Annotated in this window: 30 protein-coding genes; 14 read left to right on the top strand and 16 right to left on the bottom strand. The window is 73.2% G+C overall.

Annotation, left to right across the window (positions count from 1 at the left end; all coding sequences use genetic code 11):
* Positions 1–84: 84 nt before the first annotated feature.
* Complete coding sequence (locus tag ACN260_RS20460; protein ID WP_422752610.1) at positions 85–861, bottom strand: glucose 1-dehydrogenase; 777 nt, start codon at positions 859–861, stop codon at positions 85–87.
* Between the two features lie 154 nt (positions 862–1,015).
* On the opposite strand from ACN260_RS20460, the gene ACN260_RS20465 reads away from it, so the two are divergent.
* The 4 genes from ACN260_RS20465 (at position 1,016) to ACN260_RS20480 (ending at position 3,369) form a co-directional block, all read left to right on the top strand.
* A complete protein-coding gene (locus tag ACN260_RS20465; RefSeq protein ID WP_422752611.1) occupies positions 1,016–1,930 on the top strand; it encodes a helix-turn-helix transcriptional regulator in 915 nt (304 codons plus the stop codon).
* Between the two features lie 7 nt (positions 1,931–1,937).
* A complete protein-coding gene (locus ACN260_RS20470; RefSeq protein WP_422752612.1) occupies positions 1,938–2,393 on the top strand; it encodes an RrF2 family transcriptional regulator in 456 nt (151 codons plus the stop codon).
* Between the two features lie 150 nt (positions 2,394–2,543).
* Positions 2,544–2,723, top strand: a complete 180-nt coding sequence (locus ACN260_RS20475) for a DUF4236 domain-containing protein (RefSeq protein ID WP_007075522.1) — start codon at positions 2,544–2,546, stop codon at positions 2,721–2,723.
* Between the two features lie 115 nt (positions 2,724–2,838).
* Complete coding sequence (locus ACN260_RS20480) at positions 2,839–3,369, top strand: potassium channel family protein (RefSeq protein WP_422752613.1); 531 nt, start codon at positions 2,839–2,841, stop codon at positions 3,367–3,369.
* Here the strand turns inward: ACN260_RS20480 and ACN260_RS20485 are convergent.
* A complete protein-coding gene (locus ACN260_RS20485) occupies positions 3,329–4,228 on the bottom strand; it encodes a hypothetical protein (protein ID WP_422752614.1) in 900 nt (299 codons plus the stop codon). The genes ACN260_RS20480 and ACN260_RS20485 overlap by 41 nt on opposite strands.
* A gap of 24 nt (positions 4,229–4,252) precedes the next feature.
* Positions 4,253–4,774 (bottom strand): VOC family protein, encoded by a 522-nt coding sequence (locus tag ACN260_RS20490; protein WP_422752615.1) that lies wholly within the window; start codon positions 4,772–4,774, stop codon positions 4,253–4,255.
* A gap of 50 nt (positions 4,775–4,824) precedes the next feature.
* On the opposite strand from ACN260_RS20490, the gene ACN260_RS20495 reads away from it, so the two are divergent.
* Both ACN260_RS20495 and ACN260_RS20500 read left to right on the top strand, forming a co-directional pair.
* The gene (locus ACN260_RS20495) at positions 4,825–5,286 is read left to right on the top strand and encodes a MarR family winged helix-turn-helix transcriptional regulator (protein WP_204924177.1); all 462 of its coding nucleotides are present in this window, start codon (positions 4,825–4,827) and stop codon (positions 5,284–5,286) included.
* Between the two features lie 57 nt (positions 5,287–5,343).
* A complete protein-coding gene (locus ACN260_RS20500; RefSeq protein WP_422752616.1) occupies positions 5,344–7,095 on the top strand; it encodes a tetratricopeptide repeat protein in 1,752 nt (583 codons plus the stop codon).
* Between the two features lie 279 nt (positions 7,096–7,374).
* Here ACN260_RS20500 and ACN260_RS20505 read toward each other — a convergent pair whose 3' ends face one another.
* Both ACN260_RS20505 and ACN260_RS20510 read right to left on the bottom strand, forming a co-directional pair.
* On the bottom strand, positions 7,375–8,736 hold the full coding sequence (locus ACN260_RS20505; protein ID WP_422756773.1) for a HAMP domain-containing sensor histidine kinase: 1,362 nt from the start codon (positions 8,734–8,736) through the stop codon (positions 7,375–7,377).
* A gap of 41 nt (positions 8,737–8,777) precedes the next feature.
* A complete protein-coding gene (locus tag ACN260_RS20510) occupies positions 8,778–9,434 on the bottom strand; it encodes a response regulator transcription factor (RefSeq protein ID WP_422752617.1) in 657 nt (218 codons plus the stop codon).
* A 95-nt stretch (positions 9,435–9,529) separates the two neighbouring features.
* Between ACN260_RS20510 and ACN260_RS20515 the strand changes: the two genes are divergently transcribed.
* Entirely contained in the window at positions 9,530–10,669 is a 1,140-nt protein-coding gene (locus tag ACN260_RS20515) for a LolA family protein (RefSeq protein ID WP_422752618.1), read from the top strand.
* A 150-nt stretch (positions 10,670–10,819) separates the two neighbouring features.
* On the top strand, positions 10,820–13,180 hold the full coding sequence (locus ACN260_RS20520; RefSeq protein WP_422752619.1) for a HelD family protein: 2,361 nt from the start codon (positions 10,820–10,822) through the stop codon (positions 13,178–13,180).
* Between the two features lie 66 nt (positions 13,181–13,246).
* Here ACN260_RS20520 and ACN260_RS20525 read toward each other — a convergent pair whose 3' ends face one another.
* Positions 13,247–13,636, bottom strand: coding sequence for a hypothetical protein (locus ACN260_RS20525; protein WP_422756774.1), 390 nt, complete (start codon positions 13,634–13,636; stop codon positions 13,247–13,249).
* 407 nt (positions 13,637–14,043) lie between these two features.
* Here ACN260_RS20525 and ACN260_RS20530 point away from each other — a divergent pair, with 407 nt between their 5' ends.
* A complete protein-coding gene (locus tag ACN260_RS20530) occupies positions 14,044–14,328 on the top strand; it encodes a hypothetical protein (protein WP_422756775.1) in 285 nt (94 codons plus the stop codon).
* A 124-nt stretch (positions 14,329–14,452) separates the two neighbouring features.
* Here the strand turns inward: ACN260_RS20530 and ACN260_RS20535 are convergent, their stop codons facing one another.
* The 3 genes from ACN260_RS20535 to ACN260_RS20545 all read right to left on the bottom strand — a co-directional run bounded on the left by ACN260_RS20535 (position 14,453) and on the right by ACN260_RS20545 (position 17,502).
* Entirely contained in the window at positions 14,453–15,433 is a 981-nt protein-coding gene (locus tag ACN260_RS20535; RefSeq protein ID WP_422752620.1) for a sporulation protein, read from the bottom strand.
* A gap of 63 nt (positions 15,434–15,496) precedes the next feature.
* Entirely contained in the window at positions 15,497–16,762 is a 1,266-nt protein-coding gene (locus tag ACN260_RS20540) for a Bcr/CflA family efflux MFS transporter (protein WP_422752621.1), read from the bottom strand.
* Positions 16,763–16,833: 71 nt separating this feature from the next.
* Positions 16,834–17,502 (bottom strand): TetR/AcrR family transcriptional regulator, encoded by a 669-nt coding sequence (locus ACN260_RS20545; RefSeq protein ID WP_422752622.1) that lies wholly within the window; start codon positions 17,500–17,502, stop codon positions 16,834–16,836.
* A gap of 56 nt (positions 17,503–17,558) precedes the next feature.
* Between ACN260_RS20545 and ACN260_RS20550 the strand changes: the two genes are divergently transcribed.
* Positions 17,559–18,413, top strand: coding sequence for an alpha/beta fold hydrolase (locus ACN260_RS20550; protein ID WP_422752623.1), 855 nt, complete (start codon positions 17,559–17,561; stop codon positions 18,411–18,413).
* A gap of 110 nt (positions 18,414–18,523) precedes the next feature.
* Complete coding sequence (locus tag ACN260_RS20555; RefSeq protein WP_422752624.1) at positions 18,524–18,955, top strand: NUDIX domain-containing protein; 432 nt, start codon at positions 18,524–18,526, stop codon at positions 18,953–18,955.
* Here ACN260_RS20555 and ACN260_RS20560 read toward each other — a convergent pair.
* Positions 18,929–19,363 (bottom strand): hypothetical protein, encoded by a 435-nt coding sequence (locus ACN260_RS20560; RefSeq protein ID WP_422752625.1) that lies wholly within the window; start codon positions 19,361–19,363, stop codon positions 18,929–18,931. The two genes, ACN260_RS20555 and ACN260_RS20560, sit on opposite strands and share 27 nt — an antisense overlap.
* Before the next feature lie 56 nt (positions 19,364–19,419).
* A complete protein-coding gene (locus ACN260_RS20565) occupies positions 19,420–19,785 on the bottom strand; it encodes a DoxX family protein (RefSeq protein ID WP_422752626.1) in 366 nt (121 codons plus the stop codon).
* Positions 19,786–19,901: 116 nt separating this feature from the next.
* Here ACN260_RS20565 and ACN260_RS20570 point away from each other — a divergent pair, with 116 nt between their 5' ends.
* Complete coding sequence (locus ACN260_RS20570) at positions 19,902–20,279, top strand: winged helix-turn-helix transcriptional regulator (protein ID WP_088642232.1); 378 nt, start codon at positions 19,902–19,904, stop codon at positions 20,277–20,279.
* Between the two features lie 28 nt (positions 20,280–20,307).
* Here ACN260_RS20570 and ACN260_RS20575 read toward each other — a convergent pair whose 3' ends face one another.
* The 4 genes from ACN260_RS20575 to ACN260_RS20590 all read right to left on the bottom strand — a co-directional run bounded on the left by ACN260_RS20575 (position 20,308) and on the right by ACN260_RS20590 (position 22,170).
* Positions 20,308–20,691 carry a PIN domain-containing protein gene (locus tag ACN260_RS20575; protein ID WP_302741683.1) on the bottom strand — a complete coding sequence of 128 codons (384 nt, stop codon included), beginning with the start codon at positions 20,689–20,691 and terminating at the stop codon, positions 20,308–20,310.
* Positions 20,688–20,936 carry a type II toxin-antitoxin system Phd/YefM family antitoxin gene (locus ACN260_RS20580; protein ID WP_422752627.1) on the bottom strand — a complete coding sequence of 83 codons (249 nt, stop codon included), beginning with the start codon at positions 20,934–20,936 and terminating at the stop codon, positions 20,688–20,690. The genes ACN260_RS20575 and ACN260_RS20580 overlap by 4 nt, the downstream gene beginning before the upstream one ends.
* Positions 20,937–21,082: 146 nt before the next feature.
* Positions 21,083–21,310: a DUF397 domain-containing protein gene (locus ACN260_RS20585; RefSeq protein ID WP_422752628.1), complete on the bottom strand. Its 228-nt coding sequence runs from the start codon at positions 21,308–21,310 to the stop codon at positions 21,083–21,085.
* A complete protein-coding gene (locus ACN260_RS20590; protein WP_422752629.1) occupies positions 21,307–22,170 on the bottom strand; it encodes a helix-turn-helix domain-containing protein in 864 nt (287 codons plus the stop codon). The genes ACN260_RS20585 and ACN260_RS20590 overlap by 4 nt, the downstream gene beginning before the upstream one ends.
* A gap of 305 nt (positions 22,171–22,475) precedes the next feature.
* Between ACN260_RS20590 and ACN260_RS20595 the strand changes: the two genes are divergently transcribed.
* Together ACN260_RS20595 and ACN260_RS20600 are read left to right on the top strand one after the other, a co-directional pair.
* On the top strand, positions 22,476–22,724 hold the full coding sequence (locus ACN260_RS20595) for a DivIVA domain-containing protein (RefSeq protein ID WP_422752630.1): 249 nt from the start codon (positions 22,476–22,478) through the stop codon (positions 22,722–22,724).
* Positions 22,718–22,984: a hypothetical protein gene (locus ACN260_RS20600; protein ID WP_422752631.1), complete on the top strand. Its 267-nt coding sequence runs from the start codon at positions 22,718–22,720 to the stop codon at positions 22,982–22,984. Before ACN260_RS20595 ends, ACN260_RS20600 begins: the two co-directional genes overlap by 7 nt.
* A gap of 7 nt (positions 22,985–22,991) precedes the next feature.
* Here the strand turns inward: ACN260_RS20600 and ACN260_RS20605 are convergent, their stop codons facing one another.
* Positions 22,992–23,768, bottom strand: a complete 777-nt coding sequence (locus ACN260_RS20605) for a DeoR/GlpR family DNA-binding transcription regulator (RefSeq protein ID WP_088642199.1) — start codon at positions 23,766–23,768, stop codon at positions 22,992–22,994.
* Positions 23,769–23,780: the final 12 nt, after the last annotated feature.

Raw genomic sequence — 23,780 nt, forward strand, 5'->3', positions numbered from 1 at the left:
TGCCGAGTCCGCGCGGCTCCGGCCGTCCACCCTCGGGTACGCGCCACGCCGCCCGGTCACGCCACCGCCCGTCGGGTCCGCCGGTCAGCCGTGCGTGGTGATGCCCCCGTCCACCGGGATCACCGCGCCGGTCAGGTACGCCCCGGCCCGCGACGCCAGGAAGATCGCTGCGCCGGCCATGTCGTCGGGGCGGCCGATCCGGCCGAGCGGCACCTGCTGCGTGATCGCCGCCCGGGTCGCGGGGTCGTCCAGGGCGAAGGCCATCATCTTGCTCTCGAACGGGCCGGGGGCGATCGCGTTGACCGTGATCCGCTCGGCGGCGAGCTGGTGGGCGAGGCTGCGGGTGAGCATGTGCACGGCGGCCTTGGTGGCCGAGTACGCGTACACCTCCATCGCCGGCACCCGGAGCCCGTCGACCGAGCCGATGTTGATCACGCGGGCCGGGTCGTCGTCGCCGGCCGCCGCCCGCAGGGCCGGCAGCAGGGCGGTGGTGAGCCGGAAGACCGCCTTCACGTTGACCGCCCAGAGCTTGTCGAACGCGCTGCCCGGGTACGACTCCAGCGGCGCGCCCCAGGTCGCCCCCGCGTTGTTGACCAGCACGTCGAGCCGGTCGTACCGCTCGCGGACGGCGGCGGCGAGAGCGTCGGCGCCCGCGTCGTCGCCGAGGTCGGCGGGGATCGCCTCGCACCGCCCCTCGGCCGACAACTCCTTGGCCACCGCCTCGCACACGTCGGCCTTGCGCGACGAGATGACGACCGTGGCCCCGGCCCGGACGAAGCCCCGGGCGATCATCAGCCCGATCCCCCGGGATCCGCCGGTGACCAGGACCGTCTTGCCGTCGACCGAGAACAGATCCGTCATGAGCACCCCATCGCGCGTCGCGGTCCTTACCGATCGGTAACGTAGCCCGGCTCCGGCAGCCGGACAACCCCGCAGGACACCCCTCCACCGCAAGCGCGACAGAGTCCCGTCGCCGGGATGCGACCCGGGCCGTCCCCGGTTACGGTCGACGACGATGGTCCCTTCCGGTCAGCTCTCCCCGGCAACCCGTCCCGACCTGCCCCGCCCCGAGATCGACGTCCTGGAGCTGGGCGACCTCGTCCCCGGCACGGGCGCGCCCCGGCCGGTCCTGCTCGACCACGATCTGCTCGCCCTGGTAACGGACGGGCACGGCCTCGTCGAGCTGGACTTCCGGGCGCTGCCCTGCCGCCCCGGCACCCTGCTGCGGGCCGTCCCCGGCCAGGTGCTGCGCCGCCCCGCGCGGCTCGATGCGGTCGTGCTCCGCTGGCACGCCGACGCGCTACGCGGCCTGGACGTCGACCCCGCCGCCGTGCCGCAGCACCTCCAGCTCACCGGTCCGGACGAGGACGCCGTCGCCACCGAGGTCTCCCAGCTCGTAGCCGACCACCGCCGGCACCGTGCGGACCCGGCCGCACGCGCCCTGCTCCGGCACCAGCTCGCGGTGCTGCTGATCCGGCTCGCCCTGCTGCCCGGCGTCCGCGACTCCGGCGGGACGCCCGACGACACCGACCCGCAGCGGACCGAGCGGGCCACGTTCCGCCGGTTCTGCCGGGAGGTGGAGGCGGGTTACCCGTACACCCGGCGGGTGGAGGACTATGCGGCCCGGCTGGGTTGCTCGGTGCGTACCCTGACCCGGGCCTGCCTGGCGGTGACCGGGCGCAGCGCCAAACAGGTGGTCGACGAGCGGGTCGCGCTCCAGGCCCGTCGGCTGCTCGCCGCCACCGACGAGCCGGTGGCCCGGATCGGTCGGCAGCTCGGCTTCCCCGAGCCGACGAACTTCGGCCGGTTCTTCACCCGCGAGGTGGGGGTGAGTCCGGGCGCGTTCCGGGCCGCCCGGGACCGCCCGTCGGCGCGGATAGTCCGACCACGGCGACCCGCTGACCCCGCTGACCCCGTAGGACGGGCATGATGGCATGGTGCAGATCTCCGCGCGCGGCGACTATGCGGTTCGAGCGGCCCTGAGCCTGGCCACCGCCTACCCCTCCCTGCTCTCCACCCAGGCGATCGCCAGCGAGCAGGACATGCCGCGCAAGTTTCTCGAAGCGGTCCTGGCCGACCTGCGTCGGGCCGGCGTGGTCCGCGCGCAGCGCGGCGCCGAGGGCGGTTACACCCTGGCCCGGCCACCGCGCGAGGTCACCGTCGGGGCGATCCTGCGCGCCGTCGAGGGCCCGTTGGCCGGGGTACGCGGGCTGCGTCCGGAGGAGACCCGGTACGAGGGCTCGGCGGAGAACCTCCCCCGGCTCTGGGTGGCGGTGCGTGCCGCCGTCCGGCAGGTGCTCGACGAGGTGACTCTCGCCGAGGTGGTCAGCGGACGGCTCCCGGCGCACGTCCGCAAGCTGACCACCCTGCCCGACGCGTGGGAGCCGCGCTGACCCTCGCGTCACCCGCCTGTCCCGCCGCCCCCTCCCGTCGTGGTCCACACCGTCCAGCCTGGACCGGGACCAGGTTTCGGTTTTCGTGGATGCGGGCATCTATCGGGTCGAGACGGCAACGACGACAGGGAACGCGAAGGGAGCGCCACGATGGGTCTGATGTTCCGTAAGCGCAAGAAGTACGGGCCGATCATCCTGAACTTCACCGAGAACGGCTTCTCGTCGTGGAGCATCAAGATCGGTCGCTGGTCGTGGAACTCCCGGGCCAAGGCGCACCGCGTCGACCTGCCGGGCCCGCTGTCCTGGAAGCAGGACAAGTCCCGGGCGTGACGCCCTGACGTCGAACGGGGTGCCGGTGCTCCACCGGCACCCCGTTCGACGTCCGCCCCCGGCCGGGTTCGGTGTTCCCCGGATCGGGGCGGCCCCGACGGCGCAGAATCGCCGCATGGCGAGCGACGACGGAAACTGGGCGCGGGTGCGGCGGCACACCCTGGCGGCCTGCGTCCTGCTGGTGGTCAGCTACTTCCTGATCCCGTTGGAACCCGACCCGAACGGGCTGCGGCTGACCCTGCGCGCGGTGGGTACCCTGCTGCTGATCGGCGTGGTCACCGTCCTGGTCACCCGTCAGGTGGGCCGCCAGCTCGGGGCCCGCGCCCCGGTCGGCGGGGACGAGGTCCGCTCGTTGAGCCGGCTGGTGGTGGCGCTGGTCGCGGGGCTGCTCGCGTTCGCGGTCGCCGACTACGTGGTGGCCGGCAGCGGGCCGGGGCAGTTCACCGGGCTGCACACCCGGTTGGACGCGCTCTACTTCGCCCTGACCACCCTCACCACGGTCGGCTACGGCGACGTGCACGCCCAGGGGCAGCTCGCGAAGGCGATCGTCTGTGTGCAGATGGTGTTCAGCATCGGGGTGATCGCCACCGGGGCGTCCATCGTGGTCAGGCAGTTGACCAGCCGTCCGGGGCGGGGCCTGCGCTGATCAGCACGTCCCCGCCGAGCCGCCCGTGCTGCGGGTCCCGGCTGACCAAGCCTGCGTCCAGCAGCTCGGTCAGCGCCCGCCCGGCGTCCCCGGCCCGGTAGGCGGTCGCGGTCAGCGCGTGCCGGCGCAGCTCGGTCACCGTACGCGGACCGTGGCGGGTCAGCTCGGCAAGCAGTTCGTCGCGCAGCGGGCCGGTCGCCGGCTCCACTCCCCCGTCGGGCAGGCCAGCGCCGTGGTCCCGGTAGCCGACGGCGACGCCGTCGGCTTCGGCGGCGGCCCAGAGGGCGTCCTTGAACGCCTCCAGGCTCCTGTCCAGGCCGGTGCCGAAGGCGACCAGGGGGGCCGGCGTCCCGTCGGCGGGGACCAGCTCGACCTCGGCGACCAGGGGAAACCCGGCGGCGGTCAGGGCCGGCCGCAGGCCGGTGCCGGCGCCGGTGAGCAACACCTCGGCCGGGCGGCCGGTGGTCGTGGCGGCCAGCAGCTTCGGCGTCGGTGCCGCGCCGTCGACCAGGGTGAACAGTGGTGCGCCGGCCGCTCCGGCCGCCTTGAGCACCACCGGTAGCCGGGCCGGATCGCCGGGCACCACGTGCACGGCCACGTCGCCGGGCAGCCCGGCCTCGACGACGCCGAGCCGGGCGGGCAGCTCGCGGCCGCCGTCGGCGAGCACCAGCACGGTGAGCCGGCGGCCCCGGAGCCGGTCGGCGAAGCCGGCGACCACCCGCAGGGCCGCCTCGGCGGTGCCGGCGTCACCGGCGTACGCCAGCGCGAGGGTGGCCCGCCGGGAGCGGTGCAGGGCCCCCGGCAGCCAGTGGTCGAGCTGACGGACGAGCAGTCCGTCCAGGACGGCGTCGATCGACATCCTGTCGTTCTACCGTACGGCCGTTCAGACCGGGACGGAGATCCCCACCCCGCCCCGGGTCTGCCCGCCGTAGCGGGCCCGCTCGCGGTCGAGGTCGAGCCGGCCGATCCGCTTGCGGGCGGCGAGGGCGTCCTCGTCGAGCTGGTCGGCCGGGACGATCCAGACGATCTCGAACTCCAGCCCGTCGGGGTCACGGCCGTAGAGGCTCTTGGTGGTGCCGTGGTCGGAGGTGCCGACCAGGGCGTCGGCGGCGGCCAACCGCTGCGCGGTGGCGGCCAGCTCGTCGAGGGTGTCCAACTCCCAGGCGAGGTGGTAGAGGCCGACGGTGGCCCGGCCGGCCTGGGAGCGGCCGGCGGTCGTGCCGATCTCGAACAGGCCGAGGTCGTGGTCGTTGGTCGAGTCGGGGGCCTGGAGGAAGGCCGCGCCCCGGAACCCGTCCGGGGTCATCGGCACCGGGCGGAAGCCCAGCACGTCGCGGTAGAAATCGATGCTGCGACGCAGGTCGGAGACGTAGAGCACGGCGTGGTTGAGGCGATGGATTCCCATGCCCACCACGCTAGCGCGATTTTGTTGAGCGTTCAACTATTTCGGCTATGATGGTCGTCATGACCCGCTGGCTGGACCCTGACGAGCAGCAGACCTGGCGTGCCTTCCTGACCGCCACCCGGGCACTGACCGACACCCTCGACCGCGAGCTGCAACACGACGCCGGGATGCCGCACGCCTACTACGAGATCCTGGTCCGACTCTCCGAGGTGCCCGACCGGCGGCTGCGGATGAGCGAGTTGGCCGACCTCACCGGTTCCTCGCGCAGCCGGCTCTCGCACGCCGTGGCCCGGCTGGAGACCGCCGGCTGGGTGCGCCGCGAGGACTGCCCCACCGACCGGCGCGGGCAGGTCGCCGTGCTCACCGACGCCGGTTTCGCGGCCCTCGCCGCCGCCGCGCCCGGCCACGTCGAGGGGGTACGCCGGCACCTGTTCGACGCGCTCAGCCCCGCCCAGGTCGACCAGTTGCGCCGGATCAGCGAGACGCTGGTCGCCCACCTGACCGGTTCTTGACCAAGTTGCCGACCGGCAAGGGTTGTACTAACCGTTGCCGGCCAAGCACGATGGGGCGTGTCTTCCGGCTTCGGTGAACTGACCCTCCAGGCGCAGCACCTGGTGTCCGCCGGCGACCTGGCCGGTGCCCAGCGACTGCTGGCCGGCGCGCTGACCGACGCGGACCCCCGCCCCGACCACGCCTCCCCCGAGCTGGCCGAGGCCGCCGGGCTCCAGGCCCGACTGCTGGTCACCCTCGGCGAACCGCACTCCGCCCGCGGCTGGGCCGCCTTCGCGTACGCGGCGTCGAGCCGCTTGTACGGCATCTCCGACCAGCGGACGATCTCTGCGGCGGCCACCCTGGCGGCGGTGCTGCACCGGGTCGGCAGCGACGCCCGCGCCGCCAGGCTCTACTCCGAGGTGATCCTGGAGCTGACCGCCCATGACGGTCCCGAGTCGCTGCGGGTGCTCGCCGCACACGCCGACCTGGCCACCGTGGAGTACGCCCGGGGCCAGTGCTCCGAGGCCCGCGAACGCCTCCAGGACGCCTGGGAACTGCACCGCGAGGTGTACGGCGACGGCCACGCCAGTGGCATCAAGATGCTCGCCCGGCTGGGTGCCATGCAACGCGACTGCGGCCGGTTCGACGAGGCGCACGACAACCTCGCCCTCGCCCGCGAGCTGGCCCGTGAGCACCTGGCCGCCGACGACCCGCTCGCCCGTCAGGTGGCCGCCCTGGCCCGGGCCGCCGCCGACCCCGACCACGTCTGCGACGACGAGCCCGCCCCCGGGCGCGGTACGCCGGTCGTGCCGGCCGCCCGCACCCCACCGCCCGCCGAGGGGCCGCCCGACCTGCCCGCCTGGTCGGCCGGACCGGTACCACCCGACGATCCGTACCCGCCGACGGTGCCCGGCCAGCGGATGCCCGCCGACGACACCGGCTACCCACCGGACGCCGGCCACCCCGGTCCCGCCGACCCCTACGGTGCCCCCGACCGGTTCGATCCCCCTGACCGGTTCGGCGCACCCGGCCGGTTCGGCGCGGCCGGCGCCACGGCAGGTGGCGGGTATTCCGCCGACAGCGGCTATCCCACCGACAGCGGCTACGGCCCCTGGGACGGCCAGCCCGGCGGGCCCGGTCACTCCGGCGGGCCGGGGTATCCGGCAGGCCCGGGCCGGATCGAGGACGACGGTCGCTGGCCGCCCGAGTCGCCCGGTTCCACGACCGGCGGGTGGCGGGACGCCCCCTACGCCCCGCCGCTGTCGCAGAGCCGCCGGGACGAGGAGGCGGCCGGGGTACGCCGGATCACTCCCGCCGAGCCTCCGATGGACCCGTCACGGTTGCTGCCCGTGCTGGTGCCGCGCCGGCACGCCCCGCCCCGGCGCCGCCCGGGCGCCGTACCGTTGGTTGCCGCCGGGGTGGCCGTGGTGCTGCTGGGTGCGGTCGCGGTGATCGCCGGGGTGTCCCAGGTGGGCGGCTCCGACGCACCGCCGCCCGCCGCTCCGAGCGAAACCGCCCCGACCGCCGCCACGCCGAACGCCGGCCCGCCCGCCTCGCCGGGCACCCCACCGGGGCGGGTGACGCTGCGCGACCGTCCCGACGGCATCACCCTGACCTGGACGTACCCGGCCGGCAGCGAGGGCCCGGTGGTGCTCTCCGCCGCCCAGGCCGGGCAGGACCCGCGCCCCTTCCAGACCCTCCCGCCCGGCACCGACAGCTTCGTCGTACACGGCCTGGACCGCACCACCAACTACTGCTTCACCGTCGCCGTCGTCTGGTCCACCGACGTGGTGGCCCGAGCCAAACGCGTCTGCACCACCCGCCGCTGACCACCTCCCTGCCGCCCCGCGCCGCTCGCCCGTGTTGATCAAGAGGTTCGCGTCACCCCCAGCGAAACTCCTGACGCAAACCTCTTGATCACCGCCGCAATCGCCCCGCCCGGTGGGGTGATCAAGAGGTTCGCGTCAGCCTGGGTCGGTGGGAGTGACACAAACCTCTTGATCACCGTAGGCAGGCGCGGGGCAGGCAGGCGGGGGGGCAGGCGGGGGCGGGGCAGGTCGGGCGGGGCAGGTGGGGCGAGGGGGTGGGGGCGGCGAGGGGGGGGGGAGTCAGTCGGGGTCGGGTAGGACCGGTAGGTGGAGTCGGACGGTCAGGCCCGGGTGGGCGTCGTCGAGGGTGATGGTGCCACCGCCCCGGCGTACCAGTTCGCGCACGATGGCCAGGCCGAGTCCGGCACCGCCCGCGTCCCGGGCCCGCCCCTCGTCCAGCCGGGCGAACCGGCGGAACACCCGCTCCCGGTCCGCGACCGGGATTCCCGGTCCGTCGTCGGTCACCGTCACCAGGTGGTACGTCCCGCCGGCCGCCGGTTCGACCGCCAGCACCACCCGGGTACGGGCGTGGCGGACGGCGTTGTCGACCAGGTTCCCCAGTACCCGACGCAGTTCGTCGGGCACACCGACGGTCCACACCGCACCCGCCGCCGCGACGACGGTCACCGCCGGACCCGTCCCGGCGGTAGGGCCGGGCCAGCGGGCGGCGACCTCGGTGAGCAGGGCACCCAGTTCCACCGGCTCCGCCGCCCGGAGGTGGTCGACCTGCTGTGCCGGTTGCTCGTCGAGGCGGGCGAGCAGGAGCAGGTCGTCGACGAGCCGGCCCAGCCGTTCGGTGTCGGTGAGCAGGTCGGCGGCGACCGCCGGCCAGTCGGTGCGGTCACCGAGGCGCTGGGCCACCTCCAGTTCGGTACGCATGTTCGTCAACGGGCTGCGCAGTTCGTGTGCCGCGTCGGCGAGGAACGACCGTTGCCGGGCGCGGGCCGCCGCCAACCGGTCCAGCATGTCGTTGAGGGTGACCGCCAGCCGGTGGATCTCGTCCTGGGAGGCGGGTACGGGCAGCCGGCCGGCCGCGTCCCGCCCGGTGATCTCGGCGGCCCCGCTGCGCAGCGCCTCGACCGGGCGCAGGGTGGCCCCGACCACCCGCCAGGCGACCACCGCGAGCAGCCCCACCAGCAGCGGGAAAGCGACCAGCAGCACCGTACGGGCGGCCTGGGTGGCGTGCCGGACGTCCACCGTGGAGCGGCCCACCAGCACGGTCACCGGCTCCCCCGCCGACCGGGCGGGTACCGCCACCACGCGTACCGGCCCCTCCCAGCCGAGCCGTTGGCCGGGTACGACGGTGCGCTGCCGGCCGGTGCCGGTGAGCTGGTCGGGGCGGACCATCGGCACCAGCCGGTCGGCGTCGATGGAGGCGGCCCGGATCCGCCCGGCGGTGTCGACCACCTGGACCCGTAGCTGCCCGCCGGCCACCGGCAGCGGATCGGGCAGGGCGTTCTCGCCGGCCAGCCGGGCGACCGCGTCGGCGGTGCGGAACGCCTCCTCGTCGACGGTGCGTTGCAGCGTCCAGCCGAGCGCCACCAGCAGCACCACCCCGCCCAGGGCCAGCCCGACCGAGAGGCCGGCCACGCCGAGCACCATCAGCCGGGCGCGCAGGCCGAGCGCCGACCAGCGCAGCCGGCTCACGGGATCAGCCGGTAGCCGGCGCCCCGGACGGTCTCCAACAGGTCCCGGCCGATCTTGCGGCGCAGGTAGCCGACGTACACCTCGACGGCGTTCGGGGCGGTCCGCAGGCTGGCGTCCCAGACGTGGTCGAGCAGTTCGGTCTTGGAGATCACCTCGCCGGGGCGGCGGATCAGGTACTCCAGGAGCGCGAACTCCCGGGCGGTGAGCACCACCTCGGCGTCGGCCTTCGTGACCCGGCGGCGGGCCGGGTCCAGCCGCAGGTCCCCGACGGCGAGCACGGTCGGCCGTTCCGGTGCGCCCCGGCGCAGCAGCGCCCGCAGCCGGGCCACCAGCACCACGTACGAGAAGGGTTTGGTCAGGTAGTCGTCGGCCCCGCAGTCCAGCCCGTCGGCCTGGTCGTACTCGCCGTCCTTGGCGGAGAGCATCAGCACCGGCAGCCAGTGCTCGTCGGCGCGCAGCCGGCGGACCACCTCGTAGCCGGACAGGCCGGGGAGCATCACGTCGAGGATCATCGCGTCGTAGCCGCCGTGCCGGGCGGCGTCCAGCCCGGCCGGGCCGGTGCCGGCCGTGTCCACCACGAACCCCTCGGCTGTGAGGCCACGTTGCAACGCCGCCGCCAGCCGGGCCTCGTCCTCCACCACCAGCACCCGCATCGTCCCAGCGTGCCACCTCGACGCGACGGACCGGCACGCCGTCCTCAGCGGGCTCACAGCAGCGAACCGGCAGGATGGTCGCAGGAGGTGCGCTCATGTCCGTACTGAAGAACCGTTCCACCCTGCGGTGGCTGGTACCGCTGGCCGCCGCGGTCACCGTCGTCGGCGGGGGTGCCGCGATCGGCACGTTCGCCGCGAACGCCGAGCCGGCCCTGCCGCCGCGCAGCGCCGCCCAGCTCCTCGTCGACCTGCAGACCGCCCGGCTGGACGGGTTGTCCGGCACGGTGGTGCAGCGGGCCGACCTCGGGCTGCCGCCGCTGGCCGGGCTGGCCGGCGGGGACGCCGCACTGCTCACCGGCACGCACACCCTGCGGGTCTGGTACTCGGGGCCGGACCGGCAGCGGGTCGCGTTGCTCGACACCCTGGGCGAGCGGGACGTCATCCGTTCCGGCCGGGACGTGTGGACCTGGGACAGCAAGGCCAACACGGCGACGCACCGGACGCTGCCGGAGTCGACCGGGCGGGCGGCGGAGGGCGCGTTGCCGGTCACCCCGAAGGACGCCGCCGAGCAGGCGTTGGCCGCCGTCGACCCGAGCACGCTGGTGACCACCGGCCGGTCGGCCACGGTCGCCGGTCGGGACGCGTACGAGCTGGTGCTCACCCCGCGTGACGAGGCGTCCCTGGTGCACCAGGTGCGGATCGCCATCGACGCCACGGAGCACGTGCCGCTGCGGTTCGAGGTGCTCGCCGACGGGGCCGACCGGCCGGCGTTCGAGGTGGCGTTCACCCAGGTCGACTACCGTCGTCCCGACGCCGACCAGTTCACCTTCAACCCGCCGCCCGGGGTGAAGGTGACCGAGGAGACCACCGGACGGCCGGGGTCGAAGGCCGGCGCGCAGCTGAAGGACGGCAAGCCGGACGCGCAGCGTCCGGGGGCCGACGACGCGGGCCTGCGTACCGTGGGGAAGGGCTGGACCACCGTGCTGGTGGCGCGGACCGACGCGGCGGACGTGGCGCGGACGCCGGCCGGTGACGCGGCGAAGCCGGGCCCGGCCGACGGTCCGGGCGCGGCGCAGGCCCTCGACCTGCTCAACGGGTTGCCGAAGGTCAGCGGGGAATGGGGCAGCGGCCGGTTGTTCGCCGGGAAGCTGTTCAGCGTGCTGCTCACCGACGACGGGCGGGTGCTCGCCGGTCTGGTGACGCCGGAGCGGCTGTACGAGGCCGCGCGGGGCTGATCCCGCACGTCACGACCCCCGGGGGTCCGGGCCGGCGCGAGCCGGCGCGGGCCCCCGTCGCCGTGTCCGGCAAGCTTGGTGGGGGGCCGCCGCAGGCGGTATCTTGAACAGTTCCCGAAATGCAAAAAGGAATGGCATGAGAGCCATTCCATGCGTGATTATAAGCGACGAGGAGACGGCTTGTCAACGCACCCGGACGAGCTGCGACAACACGACGACGAGATCGGCCGCGAGCAGGAGTACGTCTCGATGCTCTACGGCCGGCTGGACGCCATGCGTGAGCAGGCCGCCCGGCGGCTCACCGACGAGCTGCGCGCCGGTGGCGGCGGCACCCAGCAGGACCGCTCCCAACGCGACAGCGCCGTCCAGATGTACGCCGACCAGGTCGAGCAGTTCTCGGCGGTCGAGCAGGGGCTGGCCTTCGGCCGGCTCGACGGGGCCGACGGCAGCCGGCACTACATCGGCCGGATCGGCATCTTCGACACCGACGGCGACTACGACCCGCTGCTGATGGACTGGCGTGCCCCCGCCGCCCGGCCGTTCTATCTCGCCACCGCCGCCAACCCGCAGGGCATCCGGATGCGGCGGCACCTGCGCACCCGGGAGCGGAAGGTGACCGGCCTCAACGACGAGGTGCTGGACATCGAGACCGCCTCCCCCACCGGTCACGAGGACCTGACCGGTGAGGCGTCGCTGCTCGCCGCGCTCAGCGCCGGCCGGACCGGCCGGATGCGGGACATCGTGGAGACCATCCAGGCCGAACAGGACCGGATCATCCGGGCCGACCTGCCCGGGGTGCTGGTCGTACAGGGCGGCCCCGGCACCGGCAAGACGGCGGTCGCGCTGCACCGCGCCGCGTACCTGCTCTACACCCACCGGCAGCAGCTCTCCACCCGGGGCGTGCTGCTGGTCGGGCCGAACGCGACGTTCCTGCGCTACATCTCGCAGGTGCTGCCGACGCTGGCCGAGACGGGTGTGCTGCTCAGCACCCCCGGCGACCTGTTCCCCGGGGTCAGCGCCCGGCGTGCCGAACCGGCCCGGACCGCCGCCCTCAAGGGCCGGGCGGTGCTGGCCGAGGTGCTCGCCGCCGCCGTCCGGGACCGGCAGTGGGTGCCGGACGAGCCGATCGAGATCGAACTGCCCCAGCGGGAGGTGCTGCGGCTGGACCCGGAGACGGTACGCGAGGCCCGCGACCGGGTCCGGCGTACCGGGCGTCCGCACAACCTGGCCCGCGCCCTGTTCGACATCGAGATCGTGCACGCCCTCGCCGACCAGGTCGCCGAACGGATCGGAGCGGACCCGCTCGGCGGGGAGAACCTGCTGGAGGAGGCGGACCGGGCCGAGATCCGTCGGGAGCTGCGCGAGGAACCGGAGATCACCGCCGTCCTGGACGAGCTGTGGCCGGTGCTCACCCCGCAACGGCTGCTCGCCGACCTGTACGCCGCGCCCGAGCGGATCGCCGCCGCCGCGCCGATGCTCACCGACGACGAACGCGCCCTGCTGCGCCGGGCACCCGGCGGTGGCTGGACGCCGGCCGACGTGCCGCTGCTCGACGAGGCCGCGGAGCTGCTCGGCGAGGACGAGCGGGCCGCCGCCGCCCGCCGGGAACGCATCAGGTCCTTCCAACGCGAGTACGCCGAGGGCGTGCTGGAGATCGCCCGGGGCTCCCGCTCGATCGACGTGGAGGACGAGGCCGAAGGCGGGGAGATCCTCGGCGTCACCGACCTGATCGACGCCGACCGGCTGCTGGAACGGCAGGAGGAGACCGACCGGCTGACCACCGCGCAGCGGGCCGCCGCCGACCGGCGGTGGGCGTTCGGGCACGTGATCGTGGACGAGGCGCAGGAGTTGACCCCGATGGCCTGGCGGCTGCTGATGCGCCGCTGCCCGAGCCGGTCGATGACGATCGTCGGGGACGTGGCGCAGACCGGGGCGCTGGCCGGCACCCCGTCCTGGGCCGAGGCGTTGGAGCCGTACATGGCGCGGCGCTGGCGGCTGGAGGAGCTGACCGTCAGCTACCGCACCCCGGCCGAGATCATGGCGGTGGCCGCCGAGGTGCTCGCCGGCATCGACCCGGAGCTGCGCCCGCCCCGCTCGGTACGCCACAGCGGCGTGCCACCGTGGGACCGGACGGTCAGCGCGGACCGGCTCGGCGCGGAACTGGTCGCGGCGGCCCGCGCGGAGGCCGCCGACCTGGCCGGTGACGACGTGGACGGCCACCCCGGCGATGGCGGCGGCCGGCTCGGGGTGATCGTGCCGGCCGGGCGGGCCGACGAGTTGGCGGGCGTCGTGCTGGCAGAGATGCCCGAGGTGGCCGTCGGCGAGCAGCCCGAGTTGGAGAGCCGGGTGGTGCTGCTCACCGTCGGCCAGGCCAAGGGGCTGGAGTTCGACTCGGTGCTGGTGGTCGACCCGGACGGGATCGTCGCCGAGTCGCCCCGGGGCCGCAGCGACCTCTACGTCGCGTTGACCCGCGCCACCCGACGCCTGGGCGTGCTGCGCCCCGCCGCCTGACAATGCGGCCGGGTCGGGGGACGGGCCCCTCCGACCCGGCCGCCGGGGCGTCGACGGCGGCCGACGTCAGTCGTCGGAGAAGTCACCGACCTCGACGGCGCTGGCGGACTGGTCGCTGACCGGGCCGCCGGTCGGGGTGCTCAGCCCACCGGTGGTGGCGTCGCCGGTGGTGGTCGGGGCCACCGTGCCCGGGTGCCGTTCGGGTTGCCGGGCCACCCGCCGGACGCTGGCCGGCCCGGCCGTGCCACCGGTGGTGGTGACCGCGCCCTGCCCCCGGGTGGGGCCGCCGTCGCGCAGCACCTCCGGGTCGACCGGCACGTCGGCCACGTCGTCCGGGTCGTCCTCCTGGAGTGCCCGGGTCACGTCGATCCGTGGCACGGTCACCTCGTCGAGGGCACCGGGACCGTACGCCCCGGCGGTGAGCCGTTCCTCGGCCTGGCGGGTGGACTCCCGCATCCTGTTCTCGCGCACGTTCCTCACCTCACAGGGTCTCGGCGGAACCCACTGCGTGCCCGGGGGCCGGACCACCAAACACCCCCGGCCGGCCCCGGACACCACCGCCCGGGGCCGGCCGGGGGGCGTACCACGGTCGGGGCACCGGGGTGCGGACCCGGCGGGCGACGGATTTTCGGCCGGAGGTCGGTGTTACCTGCTCAGGACCGGGGGGTAGACCCAGGGTGCCCCCGCCACAGCAGGTGAACCGTGCCGTGGCCGACCGCGGTAGCGGGGCGAGGGAGTGCAGGTACTCATCAAATCCTGAGGAGGACCAGATGAGCACGCAGGCTGCATCCACCAGGCCCATGAACCGGCCGATGCAGGACACCGCCCAGCGCAACGCCATGATGGCCGAGCAGACCCGGCAGATGCCGATGATGCACGACGGGCACCGGGAACCGATGCCGTCTCCGGGTACGGAGACCAAGCAGTCGTTCCTGACCACCGAGTTCTGGGTCTACGCCGCCGCCGTCGCGGTCGTGGTGATCTCCGCCTTCTGGCGTGGCACCGCCACGAACGGCCTGAACATCAACAACCCGACGCAGGCGTGGTGGTTCCTGACCGCCCTGACCGGCGCCTACCTGGTGAGCCGGGGCCTGGCGAAGGCGGGTTCGGCGCGGCGTTCCGGCGCGGAGCGCAAGGGTCGTCGCTGATACGGCTGACCCGAGCAGCGTGAGCCGCTGAGCACGATGGCCCCCGGGATTCCTCCCGGGGGCCATCGTTGGTCCGCGTCGGCCGCCGCACGACGGCCCACCCGACGTCGGGGGCGGTCTCAGCTCACTCGTCGCCGCCGAAGTCGCCACCGTCGTCGTCGCCCTCGAAGGCGTCGTCGAGCAGTTCACCGGCGACGAGTCCACCGGCGACACCGAGCGCCGCGCCGGCCACCACGCCGCCCATCCCCGGCCCCCGGCCGTGGTGGCCGTGGCCGTGCACCGGGTAGCCGTGGGTGGGGGCGCCATAGCCGGAGGAGGCGCGCAGGTTGCCGTACGTGGCGGTGGTCTCGCGCAGCCAGCCGTCGACGACCTGGACCCAGTCGACCCGGTCGACGTCGCCGTGGGAGACGGTGTACCTGCCGAACACGTCGTGCCCGGAGCTGAGGAAACCGCCCCGCTTGTCGCACTCCAGCACCACCTCGACGCCGTGCGGGCTGGTCACGAAGGTCAGCTCCACCTCGGAGATGACCTGCGCGTACTGGGGCGCGGCGAAGAACTCGATCTCCTGGTAGAACGGCAGCGTCTGCTGCGAGCCCCGGATGTGCCCCCGCTCCAGGTCGGCGTGCTTGAACCGGAAACCGAGCTGCTGGAACGCGCCGAGGATGTGCTCGTGCACCGGCAGCGGGTGCACGTTGACCTGGTCGAGGTCGCTCTTGTCGACCGCGCGGGCGATGGCCAGCTCGGTCCGCAGGCCCATGGTCATGCCGTGCAGGCGCTGACCGTAGACGTCGGTGATCGGGGTCTCCCACGGCACCGGGAACTGGAACGGGATGGCGAGCTGCTGCTTGGGGGCGAGCTGGAGCGGGCCGCTGACCACCATCCGGTGGAACTCCATGACGCCTGCGTACTCGCTGTCGCCGCCCTCGATCTCGACCCGGGTGACCAGGCCGATGCCGATCTGCTCGATGTTGGCCGGGGCGTCCCCGCCGACCAGGTTCACGTTGCCGTCGAGGGTCAGGCCGGGCCGCGTGTTCGGGTTGGCCAGGACGGTGTCGACGCTGGGCCCGCCGACCCCGAACGCGCTCAGCATCTTCTTGAAGACCATCGGAACTCCCGCTTCACGGTCGGCGTACTCCACCGTGGAGCACGCACGGTTACCCGGCGCACCCTAACCGCCAGGACTGTGAAGTGCCTGAAAGGACGCACCGGGGCGGGCCAGCAGCACCAGCACCGCGCAGGCCGCCACGAAGAAGACCGCCATGGCCGAGGCCATCGGCAGCAGGGTGGCGTACCCGAGGAGGCCGGTGAGTGGCGTGACCAGCGCGCCCGCCAGGAAACCCAGGCCGCCCTGGAGCGCGGCGGTGGTGCCGGCGGAACGCCGGCCCGCCTCCTGCGCCAGCGCCGTGCTGGCCGGCAGGGTCAGGCCCATGCCGGCGACCACCACGGCGAGCAGCGTCCACGGCACGGCCAGCGGCCACCCGGCCTCCCGGTCGACCAGGGCGACGACCAGCAGCACGAGGGTGGCCACCGTGGACGCGGCGAGCCCGGCGGCGCGCAGCCGGCCGGCGCCGAGCCGCCTGACCAGCACCCGGAACAGCAGCCCGGCGGCGGCCATGCCGGCGGCGTTGGTGGCGAAGATGAGGGTGTAACGGGACTCGTCCACCCGGTAGGCGGTCTGGAAGACGAACGCCGAGCCGCCGATGTAGGTGAAGAAGCCGGCGATGGCGAGGCAGAGCACGATCAGGTTGGTGAGCACCGTCCGGTCGCGCAGCAGCCCGGCCATCCGGGCCAGCGCCGCGCGCGGGCCGCCGTCGTGCCGGCGGTGCGCGGGCAGCGTCTCCGGCAGGCCGACCAGCGCGGCCACCGCCATCGCCGCCCCCAGCCCGGTGAGGGCGAGGAAGACGGTACGCCAGGTGCCGTGGTCGAGGATCACCCCGCCGACGGCCGGTGCCAGCACCGGGCCGAGGAACGTCACCGAGGCGATGCTGCCGAACCGGGCGGCGGCCCGGTCGCCCTGCCACGCGTCGGTCACCATCGCCCGGCCGAGCGCCACCCCGGTGCCGGCCGCGATCCCCTGCCCGAGCCGGGCGAGCACCAGCACCCCGGCGGTCGGAGCGGCGGCGCAGAGCAGCGACAGCAACGCGAAACTCACGGTGCTCACCAGGACGATGCCGCGCCGGCCCCGGATGTCGCTGACCGGACCGAGCAGGAGCTGACCGGCGGCCACGCCGATGATGAACGCGGTCAGGGTGAGCTGCGCCACGGTGGCGCTGGTGTCCAGGGAACGTCGCAGTTCGGGCAGGGCGGCGATGTACGCGTCGGTGGCGAACGGCCCCACCCCGGTCAGCAGCACCAGCGCGACCATGGACGGCCTGCCCGCCGCCCGGTCGGGTCGGTACGACGTGGACGGCGTCTTCACCTGCGGAGGTGTCACCCATGGACCGTAGTCCCGTGACCGGGCGGGCGCAGGGTTGTGGTGTCAGGCCGCCACCCGCCGCGCCGGGCCTATCCGGCGTCGTCGACGAGCAGTCCGCGCAGGACGCCGCGTACCGTCGCTTCGAAGAGGTCGCGGGGCGCGGACGGTGACGGGTCGGTGATGGCGGCGACCAGGTTCGGGTACGCCGCCAGGTCGGTGCCGGTGAAGCCGACCGGCGGCGCGGCGGTCTCCTGCCGGGCGAACAGCGACGTCACCCCGGTCATCATGGCGATCGCCTCGAACTTGGTGGTGGTCGCGGCCGGCAACGGCCGCAGGACGGCCAGGCAGTGGTCGAACCAGGCCAGGCTCTGCGGGCCGGGGGCGGTGGGCCGGGGCAGGACCGCCACCAGCCAGGGGTGCCGCCGGTAGAGGTCGAGTTGCCGCCGGGCGAGCCGGAGCATGGTGTCGAGCCAGTCGTCACCGGCCTCCGGGTAGGGGCGCAGCTCCCCCGCCGCCCGGTCGACCATCAGGTCGAGCAGGTCGTCGCGGGAGGACAGGTAGCGGTAGAGCGACCCGGCGCCGGTGTGCAGCGCGGCGGCGACCGCCCGCATGGAGACCGCGCCGATGCCGTCGGCGTCGGCAACCGCGATCGCGGCGGCCACGATCTCGTCCCGGGAGTGGGTGGGCGCGGGACCGCGCTGTCCCCGGGCGGGTCGGGACCAGATCGGCGGACGCGCTGGCTCGTCGGGTGAGGTCACCGCTACACTCTAAAACTGCAAACGCCGTTCGCGGTTTCGATGTCGGGGAGGACGAGATGGAACAGCACTGGACCGTGCAGCGGGTACCGGCGGCCGACGACGCCGAGATCGTGCTCCACTCCACCGGCAGCGGGCCGGGCATCATCGTGGTGCACGGCGGCGGCGTCACCATCGGCATCTACCGCCGGCTGGCCGTGCGGCTGGCCGACCGGTTCACCGTGCACCTCTACAACCGGCGCGGCCGGGACGACGCGGCGGCCCGCGCCGAGCCCTACGACGGCGAGCAGGACGTCGACGACCTCGCCGCGCTGCTGGCCGCCACCGGGGTCGGCAACGTGCTCGGCCACAGCGGCGGCGGCTTCGTGGCCCTGCGCGCCGCCGCCCGGGGGCTGCCGATCGACCGGCTCGCCCTCTACGACCCGGCGGTGCAGGTTGACGGTCTGTTCCCGCTCGACTGGGTGCCCGCCGCCCGCGCGGCGGCACACGCGGGCGACATCGCCCGCGCCATGGCGATCACCGGGGCCGGCCTCAACACCCAGTCGGCCACGTCGCGCCTGCCACTGGCCGTCCAGGTGGCCATCTGCCGGCTGTTCCTGCGTACGCCGATCGGGCGCGGCATGGGCGAACTACTGCCGACCACCCTGGACGAGAGCGCGCTGATCCAGCACCACGACAGCCCGCCGCAGCGGTGGGCCGGCGTCACCGCCGAGGTGCTGCTGGCCTGCGGCGGCAGCGGTCCGCCCTACTACCGGCCGATCAACGAGGCGCTGGCCGGGGCGCTGCCGCACGCCCGCACGCTGGTGGTGCCACGCGCCGGTCACGACGCGCTCAACCGGGCCCCGCAGCACCTGGTCGACGCGCTGGCGGAGTTCTTCACCACCCCGGTCACCTCGGAGCGGGCCGGTACGTGACGAGGGAGGAAGCCCTCGCTGGCTTCGGTGTACCGGCCGGGCCGTTCGGCCGGACGGCCAGGCGTACCCACCGGCGAGGGACTGTCCCACTCCTGTGGTCGAATCCCGGCATGCACATCGTCGTCTGCGGGGCACTCGTGGTGAACGACGCGGTCCTGCTGGTGCACCGCAGTCCGACCCGCCGGGCGTACCCGGATCTGTGGGATCTGCCCGGGGGTCACGTCGAGGCGGGCGAGTCCGAACGACAGGCCCTCGCCCGTGAGCTGCGCGAGGAGGTCGGCGTCGAGATCGTCGCGGAGTCCTGCTCACGGCTGGGCGACCTGCGGTCCGGCAGCGGCGAGGACGCCGTACACGTCGGTGTGTGGCACGTCGGAGCCTGGCTCGGCTCCCCCACCAACCGTGCGCCCGACGAGCATGACGATCTCGCCTGGGTCGGGCTCAGCGAGTTGGGTGGCCTCCCCCTCGTGCACGGCGGCCTGCCGGCGCTGCTCCGTGCCCTGGACGGGCCGCCCGGCTCACGCCTGGTCGAGGAGATGGCGTGACGGCAGGTAGTCGATCTTCGTGTCGGCGTAGACGCCGAGCGTGCCGTCGTCGAGGCACCGCAGGCCGACGCTGATCCAACGCACCTCGCCGTCGGCACCGAGCGCGTAGCCGACCGCGACGGCGAACTCCTCACCCCCGCAGGGGCAGGAGCAGGACTCGTGACCCGTCTCGTCCCAGTAGTCGGCGCTGTCACCGATGAAGGCGACCGTGCCGCAGGCGAGGCAGGTCCGCCGGGTCGCCTCCTCCTCGTCGATGTCGACGCGGAAGGCACGGCCGTCGCAGCCGGCACACCGGGACTCCACCACCGTGTCCACCGGGTAGCCGCCCGCCGCGAAGTAGCGGAGGTAGTCGGCGAGGTCGTCGACGTTCTCCCCGCGCCACAACTCCCCGGACCTGTCCAGTGCCATCCCGGCATTCTGCCCGGTGCCGGCGGTGCCTCGGCGAGCGGACGACCTCGTCCGGCTCAGACCCAGACGGTGGCCAGCCAGATGGCGACGGCGGCGGTCACCAGTAGGCCGAGGTTGAGCCCGATCTGGCGGGTCTCGCCCCGGGACAGGTGCACCGCGATACCGCCGACCTGGATCAGGACGAACCCGACGGCCGCCGCGACCGCGAGCCAGGGCGCGATCCCGGTCAGCGGCGGCAGGACCAGGCCGACCGCGCCGAGAACCTCCAGCACCCCGATGGTCCGGACCAACGGCATGGGTACGCGGTCGACCCAGCCCATCATCGGTTGCAACTGCTCCCGGCTCTGCACGACCTTCTTGCCCCCGGCGTAGAGATAGAAGACGGCAAGCAGGGCGGCGACGATCCAGTAGGCGAGTGTCATGACGGGCCCTCCAGCTCTGAACCCAATGGTTACGAGAAGGAACTAGCCACATCATGTGTCACTATCGGAGGGCTTACAAAAGGCACACGGGTGTGCGTAAGGCACAGGGGGTGGTCATGTCGCAGTACGAACACACCTGCATGATCCGGGGCGACGGCGGCCGGACGATCCGGGCGATCCTGGACCGCATCTGCAACAAATGGACGCTGCTGATCGTGGCGACCCTCGACGGGGGCGCGCTGCGCTTCACCGAGCTGCACCAGCAGATACCCGGCATCTCCCAGCGCATGTTGACGTTGACCCTGCGCCACCTGGAGCGCGACGGCCTGGTGTCGCGGACGGCGTACGCGGAGGTACCGCCCCGGGTGGAGTACGCGCTGACCCCCACCGGCAAGAGCCTCATCCCGCCCGCGCTGGCCCTCGCCGGCTGGGCCATCGAACACGTCCCCCACATCGAGGCCAGCCGAGCGCTCCACCAGGACAAGTCCGGATGACGGCAACGTTGTCAGATCACCGGGTCAGTCAGATGGTGCGGATCGTGATCAGGTCTTCGAGTCCTGCGAGATCGCCGGCGTTGCGGGTGTAGACGGCGGCGTCATGGGCGTGTGCGGTCGCGGCGATGAGCAGATCCATCACTCTGGCGCGCGGCTGACGGCCGGCTTCGACGACGCGGGCAGCCAGTCGTGCGTAGCTGTCGGCGATCACGTCATCGATGGGCAGCGGATCAAATCGGCGCTGGATGGCACTCAACCGCGCCAACCGGAGTGCCCTCGCCTCGGCGGTCTTGGCGACCAGGACACCGAATTGGAGTTCGGCAAGACTGGCGACGCTGATGGCCAACTCGCCCGGGATCGGGGTTATGTCGTTGGCGATGAGGACGCTGGTGTCGAGGATGCCCCGGCTCACCGCTCGGCCCACGGATCGGTGACCGCACTGTCCAGGAGATCCCGATCGTCTGCCCACGCAGGGTCTGTGGGCTGGTCGAACACCCCGGCAAGGTCGTCCCACTCCCGCCATGCGCGGGGGCTGACCGGGCCGAGTACGGCTGCCGGGCGGCCGGCGACGGTGATCGTCAAACGTTCACCCGCCTGCGCACGACGCACCAGGTCGCTGGCGTTCTGTCTCATCTCCCGAAGCCCCACCTCATGCATACGGCAAACGTAGCACATGTGCTACGCGCCTCTGACGAACCTCACCACGGACAGGTGCACGGCGATGCCACGACGCGGGAAGATCTTGGAAGCAAACGGCCCTCTGGTGGGCCGACATCCTCCAAGATCTCCCCGGGGCCCGACGCTCAGTGGGTGGCGTCGGTGAAGTCGAACTCGCCGTCCTTGACGCCGCCGACGAAAGCCGCCCACTCGTCAGCCGTGTAGACGATCGTCGCCGCGTCCCGGGCCTTGCTGTGCCGCACCGCCACCCGACCCGAGCCGTCGAGCAGCGGGCCCGCCTCCACGCAACTCCCGCCGTTGCTGTCGCTCTTGGTGCTGATGTGCCAGGCCACCTCGGGCATAGCCTCGTTCATGCCAACTCCTCTGCAATGGCCCCCATCAGGGCGGTCGACTCATCTTTGCTGAGTGCGGACTTCGACAGACGATCGTACGCACGGAGAAAGCGTTCGGCTTTTGGTGATTCCATGTAGAGCCGACCACCGAGGGATTCGACGTAGGCGACCGCAGGATACGGTTCGGGTAGGTGGAAGATCCAGAACGTGCCGTCGAGTCCCTGGTGGAGGGCGACCGAGAACGGCATGATCTGAATGCGGACATGCGGCAGGGCTTGGAGCTTCACCAGGTGTGCGAGCTGGTCCCGAAGGACCTGGACACCACCGACCCGACGACGCACGACGGACTCGTCGATGACGACATGAATCGTGAGCGGGCATTCCTTGGAGAGCACCTCCTGCCGCGAGAGCCGCAGCTCGACCCAGCGGTTGATCATCGACTCGGACGCCTCCGGCTCCGCCGCGTTCCGGATCACCGCTTCGGCGTAGGCCCGGGTCTGGAGCAGCCCCGGCACGAGGGTCATGTGAAAGCAACACACCTTGTCGGCGCGGCCCTCCAGCCACGGGTACTCGATGAAGGACGAGTCGACGACGTCGCCGTAGTCCTCGTCCCAGCGGTCGGTACGCCACACGTCCTCGGCCAGTGCCAGCAGGCGGGCCCGCTCGGCGGCGTGGTGGAAACCGTAGAGGTCGAGCAGTGCGACGACGTCGCCCTTGCGGATCGGCCAGTCCGCCCGCTCGTAGCGGCCGAGCGCCGACATGTCGCGTTGCAGGTGCTCGGAAACCAGTTTCAAGGTCATTCCGCGTTCTTCCCGGAGGGCGCGGAGTTGTTGCCCGAGCCACTGCGCGCGCAGGGTCCGTATGAACGGCTTGTGCGGCATGATCCACCTCTCAAGAAAGTTGACGAGGCCCGCGAAGGAACCATTGCTCCAGTTCCAGCCCACTGGAAATGTGGCCTTCGGGTGAGGGTGATCACCGGCCCCCGGGGACGCCCGGTGCAAGCGCAGTAACCGCGGCTGTGCCAACAGCCGAGAAGGTGACGAAAGCCGGCGTCGCGGGTGGCAGCCGCATACCGGATCTCGTCGGGTCTCAACATGAAGCCGAATTCCCGGCTCCGACCGACTTGCTGAATACCTATCACGGCGGCGCGGGTTCCCGCGACCCCGTACCCGCCAGGAGGCGACGAATGATCCGCGACGACGGCACCCTGCCGGCCCGGCTGCATCCGGTCCTGGTCCGCGACCACCAGTTCCCCTCCGCAGGCTTCGGCCGGCGCGGCCTCTGTCCCCGGGAGGTACGCCGGTTCCTGATCCGGGTCGCCCTGGAGCTGGCCAGCCTGCACCAGGAGGTGACCCGGCTGACCGGGGAGAACACCAGGCTCAAGCGGCTGCTGCGGGACCGCCGCAGCGCCCAGGCCAACCGTCCCCCGTGCTGACCGACGGCCGCGACGACGGCCCCCGGCACGTCCTGCACCTGCCCATGACGGTCACGACCGAGGAGCAGGCGCTGCGGTTCGCGTACGCGTTGGCCCGGTCGTTGGCGTTGGTGCCGGGGGTCGACGTCGCCGGGGCCACGCTGTCGGCCGAGGACGCCCAGCACGTACGACGGTGGGTGTTCTGTGACCGGATCTTGCCGGGCCGGCGGCGCTGCCGGGCGCGGGCCGACCACGACGGGCCATGCGACCCCGACCGGTGAGCCGGGGTCAGTCGACCTCGACGACGACCAGCTCACCTACCTGTTCGCCGATCTGCCGGCGGCCGTCCGCCGGCAGCCCGGCGTCGGTGATCAGCAGGTCGGCCTCGGCCAACGGGGCGATGGTGGCGATACCGATGGTCTCCCACTTGGTGTGGTCGGCCAGCACCACCAGGTGCCGGGCCGCCCCGATCAGCCGCTTGTTGACCGCCGCCTCCAGCAGGTTGGGGGTGGTGAACCCGGTGCGCGGGCTCATCCCGTGCACTCCGAGAAAGAGCAGATCCACGTTCAGGGTACGGATCGCCGCCTCGGCCACCGGCCCGGTCAACGCGTCCGACGGGGTACGGATGCCGCCGGTCAGCACCACAGTCTGGTCGACGCGCGGGTTCTGGTAGAGGGCGTCGGCGACCGGGATCGAGTTGGTCACCACGGTCAGCCCGGGTACGTCGCCGAGCAGGGTGGCCAGCGCGGCGGTGGTGGTGCCGGCCGACAGCGCGACGGCCATCCCCGGCTCGACCATCCGGGCGGCCCGGCCGGCGATGGCCCGCTTCTCGTCCTGCTGGCGGACCGACTTCGCGGCGAAGCCGGGTTCCTCGGCCGACCCGGGGCCGGCCAGGGTCGCCCCGCCGTGCACCTTGTCGACCAGCCCTCGTTCGGCGAGCACCTCCAGGTCGCGGCGGATCGTCATGTCGGAGACGCCGAACCGGCTGACCAGGTGGCTGACCCGCACCCCGCCGCGCTGCCGGATCAGCTCCAGGATGGCGTTCTGCCGTTGCTGAGCGAGCATCGAACCTCCCAA

The organism is Micromonospora sp. WMMD708 (assembly GCF_049315245.1).
GTDB classification, from domain to species: Bacteria; Actinomycetota; Actinomycetes; order Mycobacteriales; family Micromonosporaceae; genus Micromonospora; species Micromonospora wenchangensis.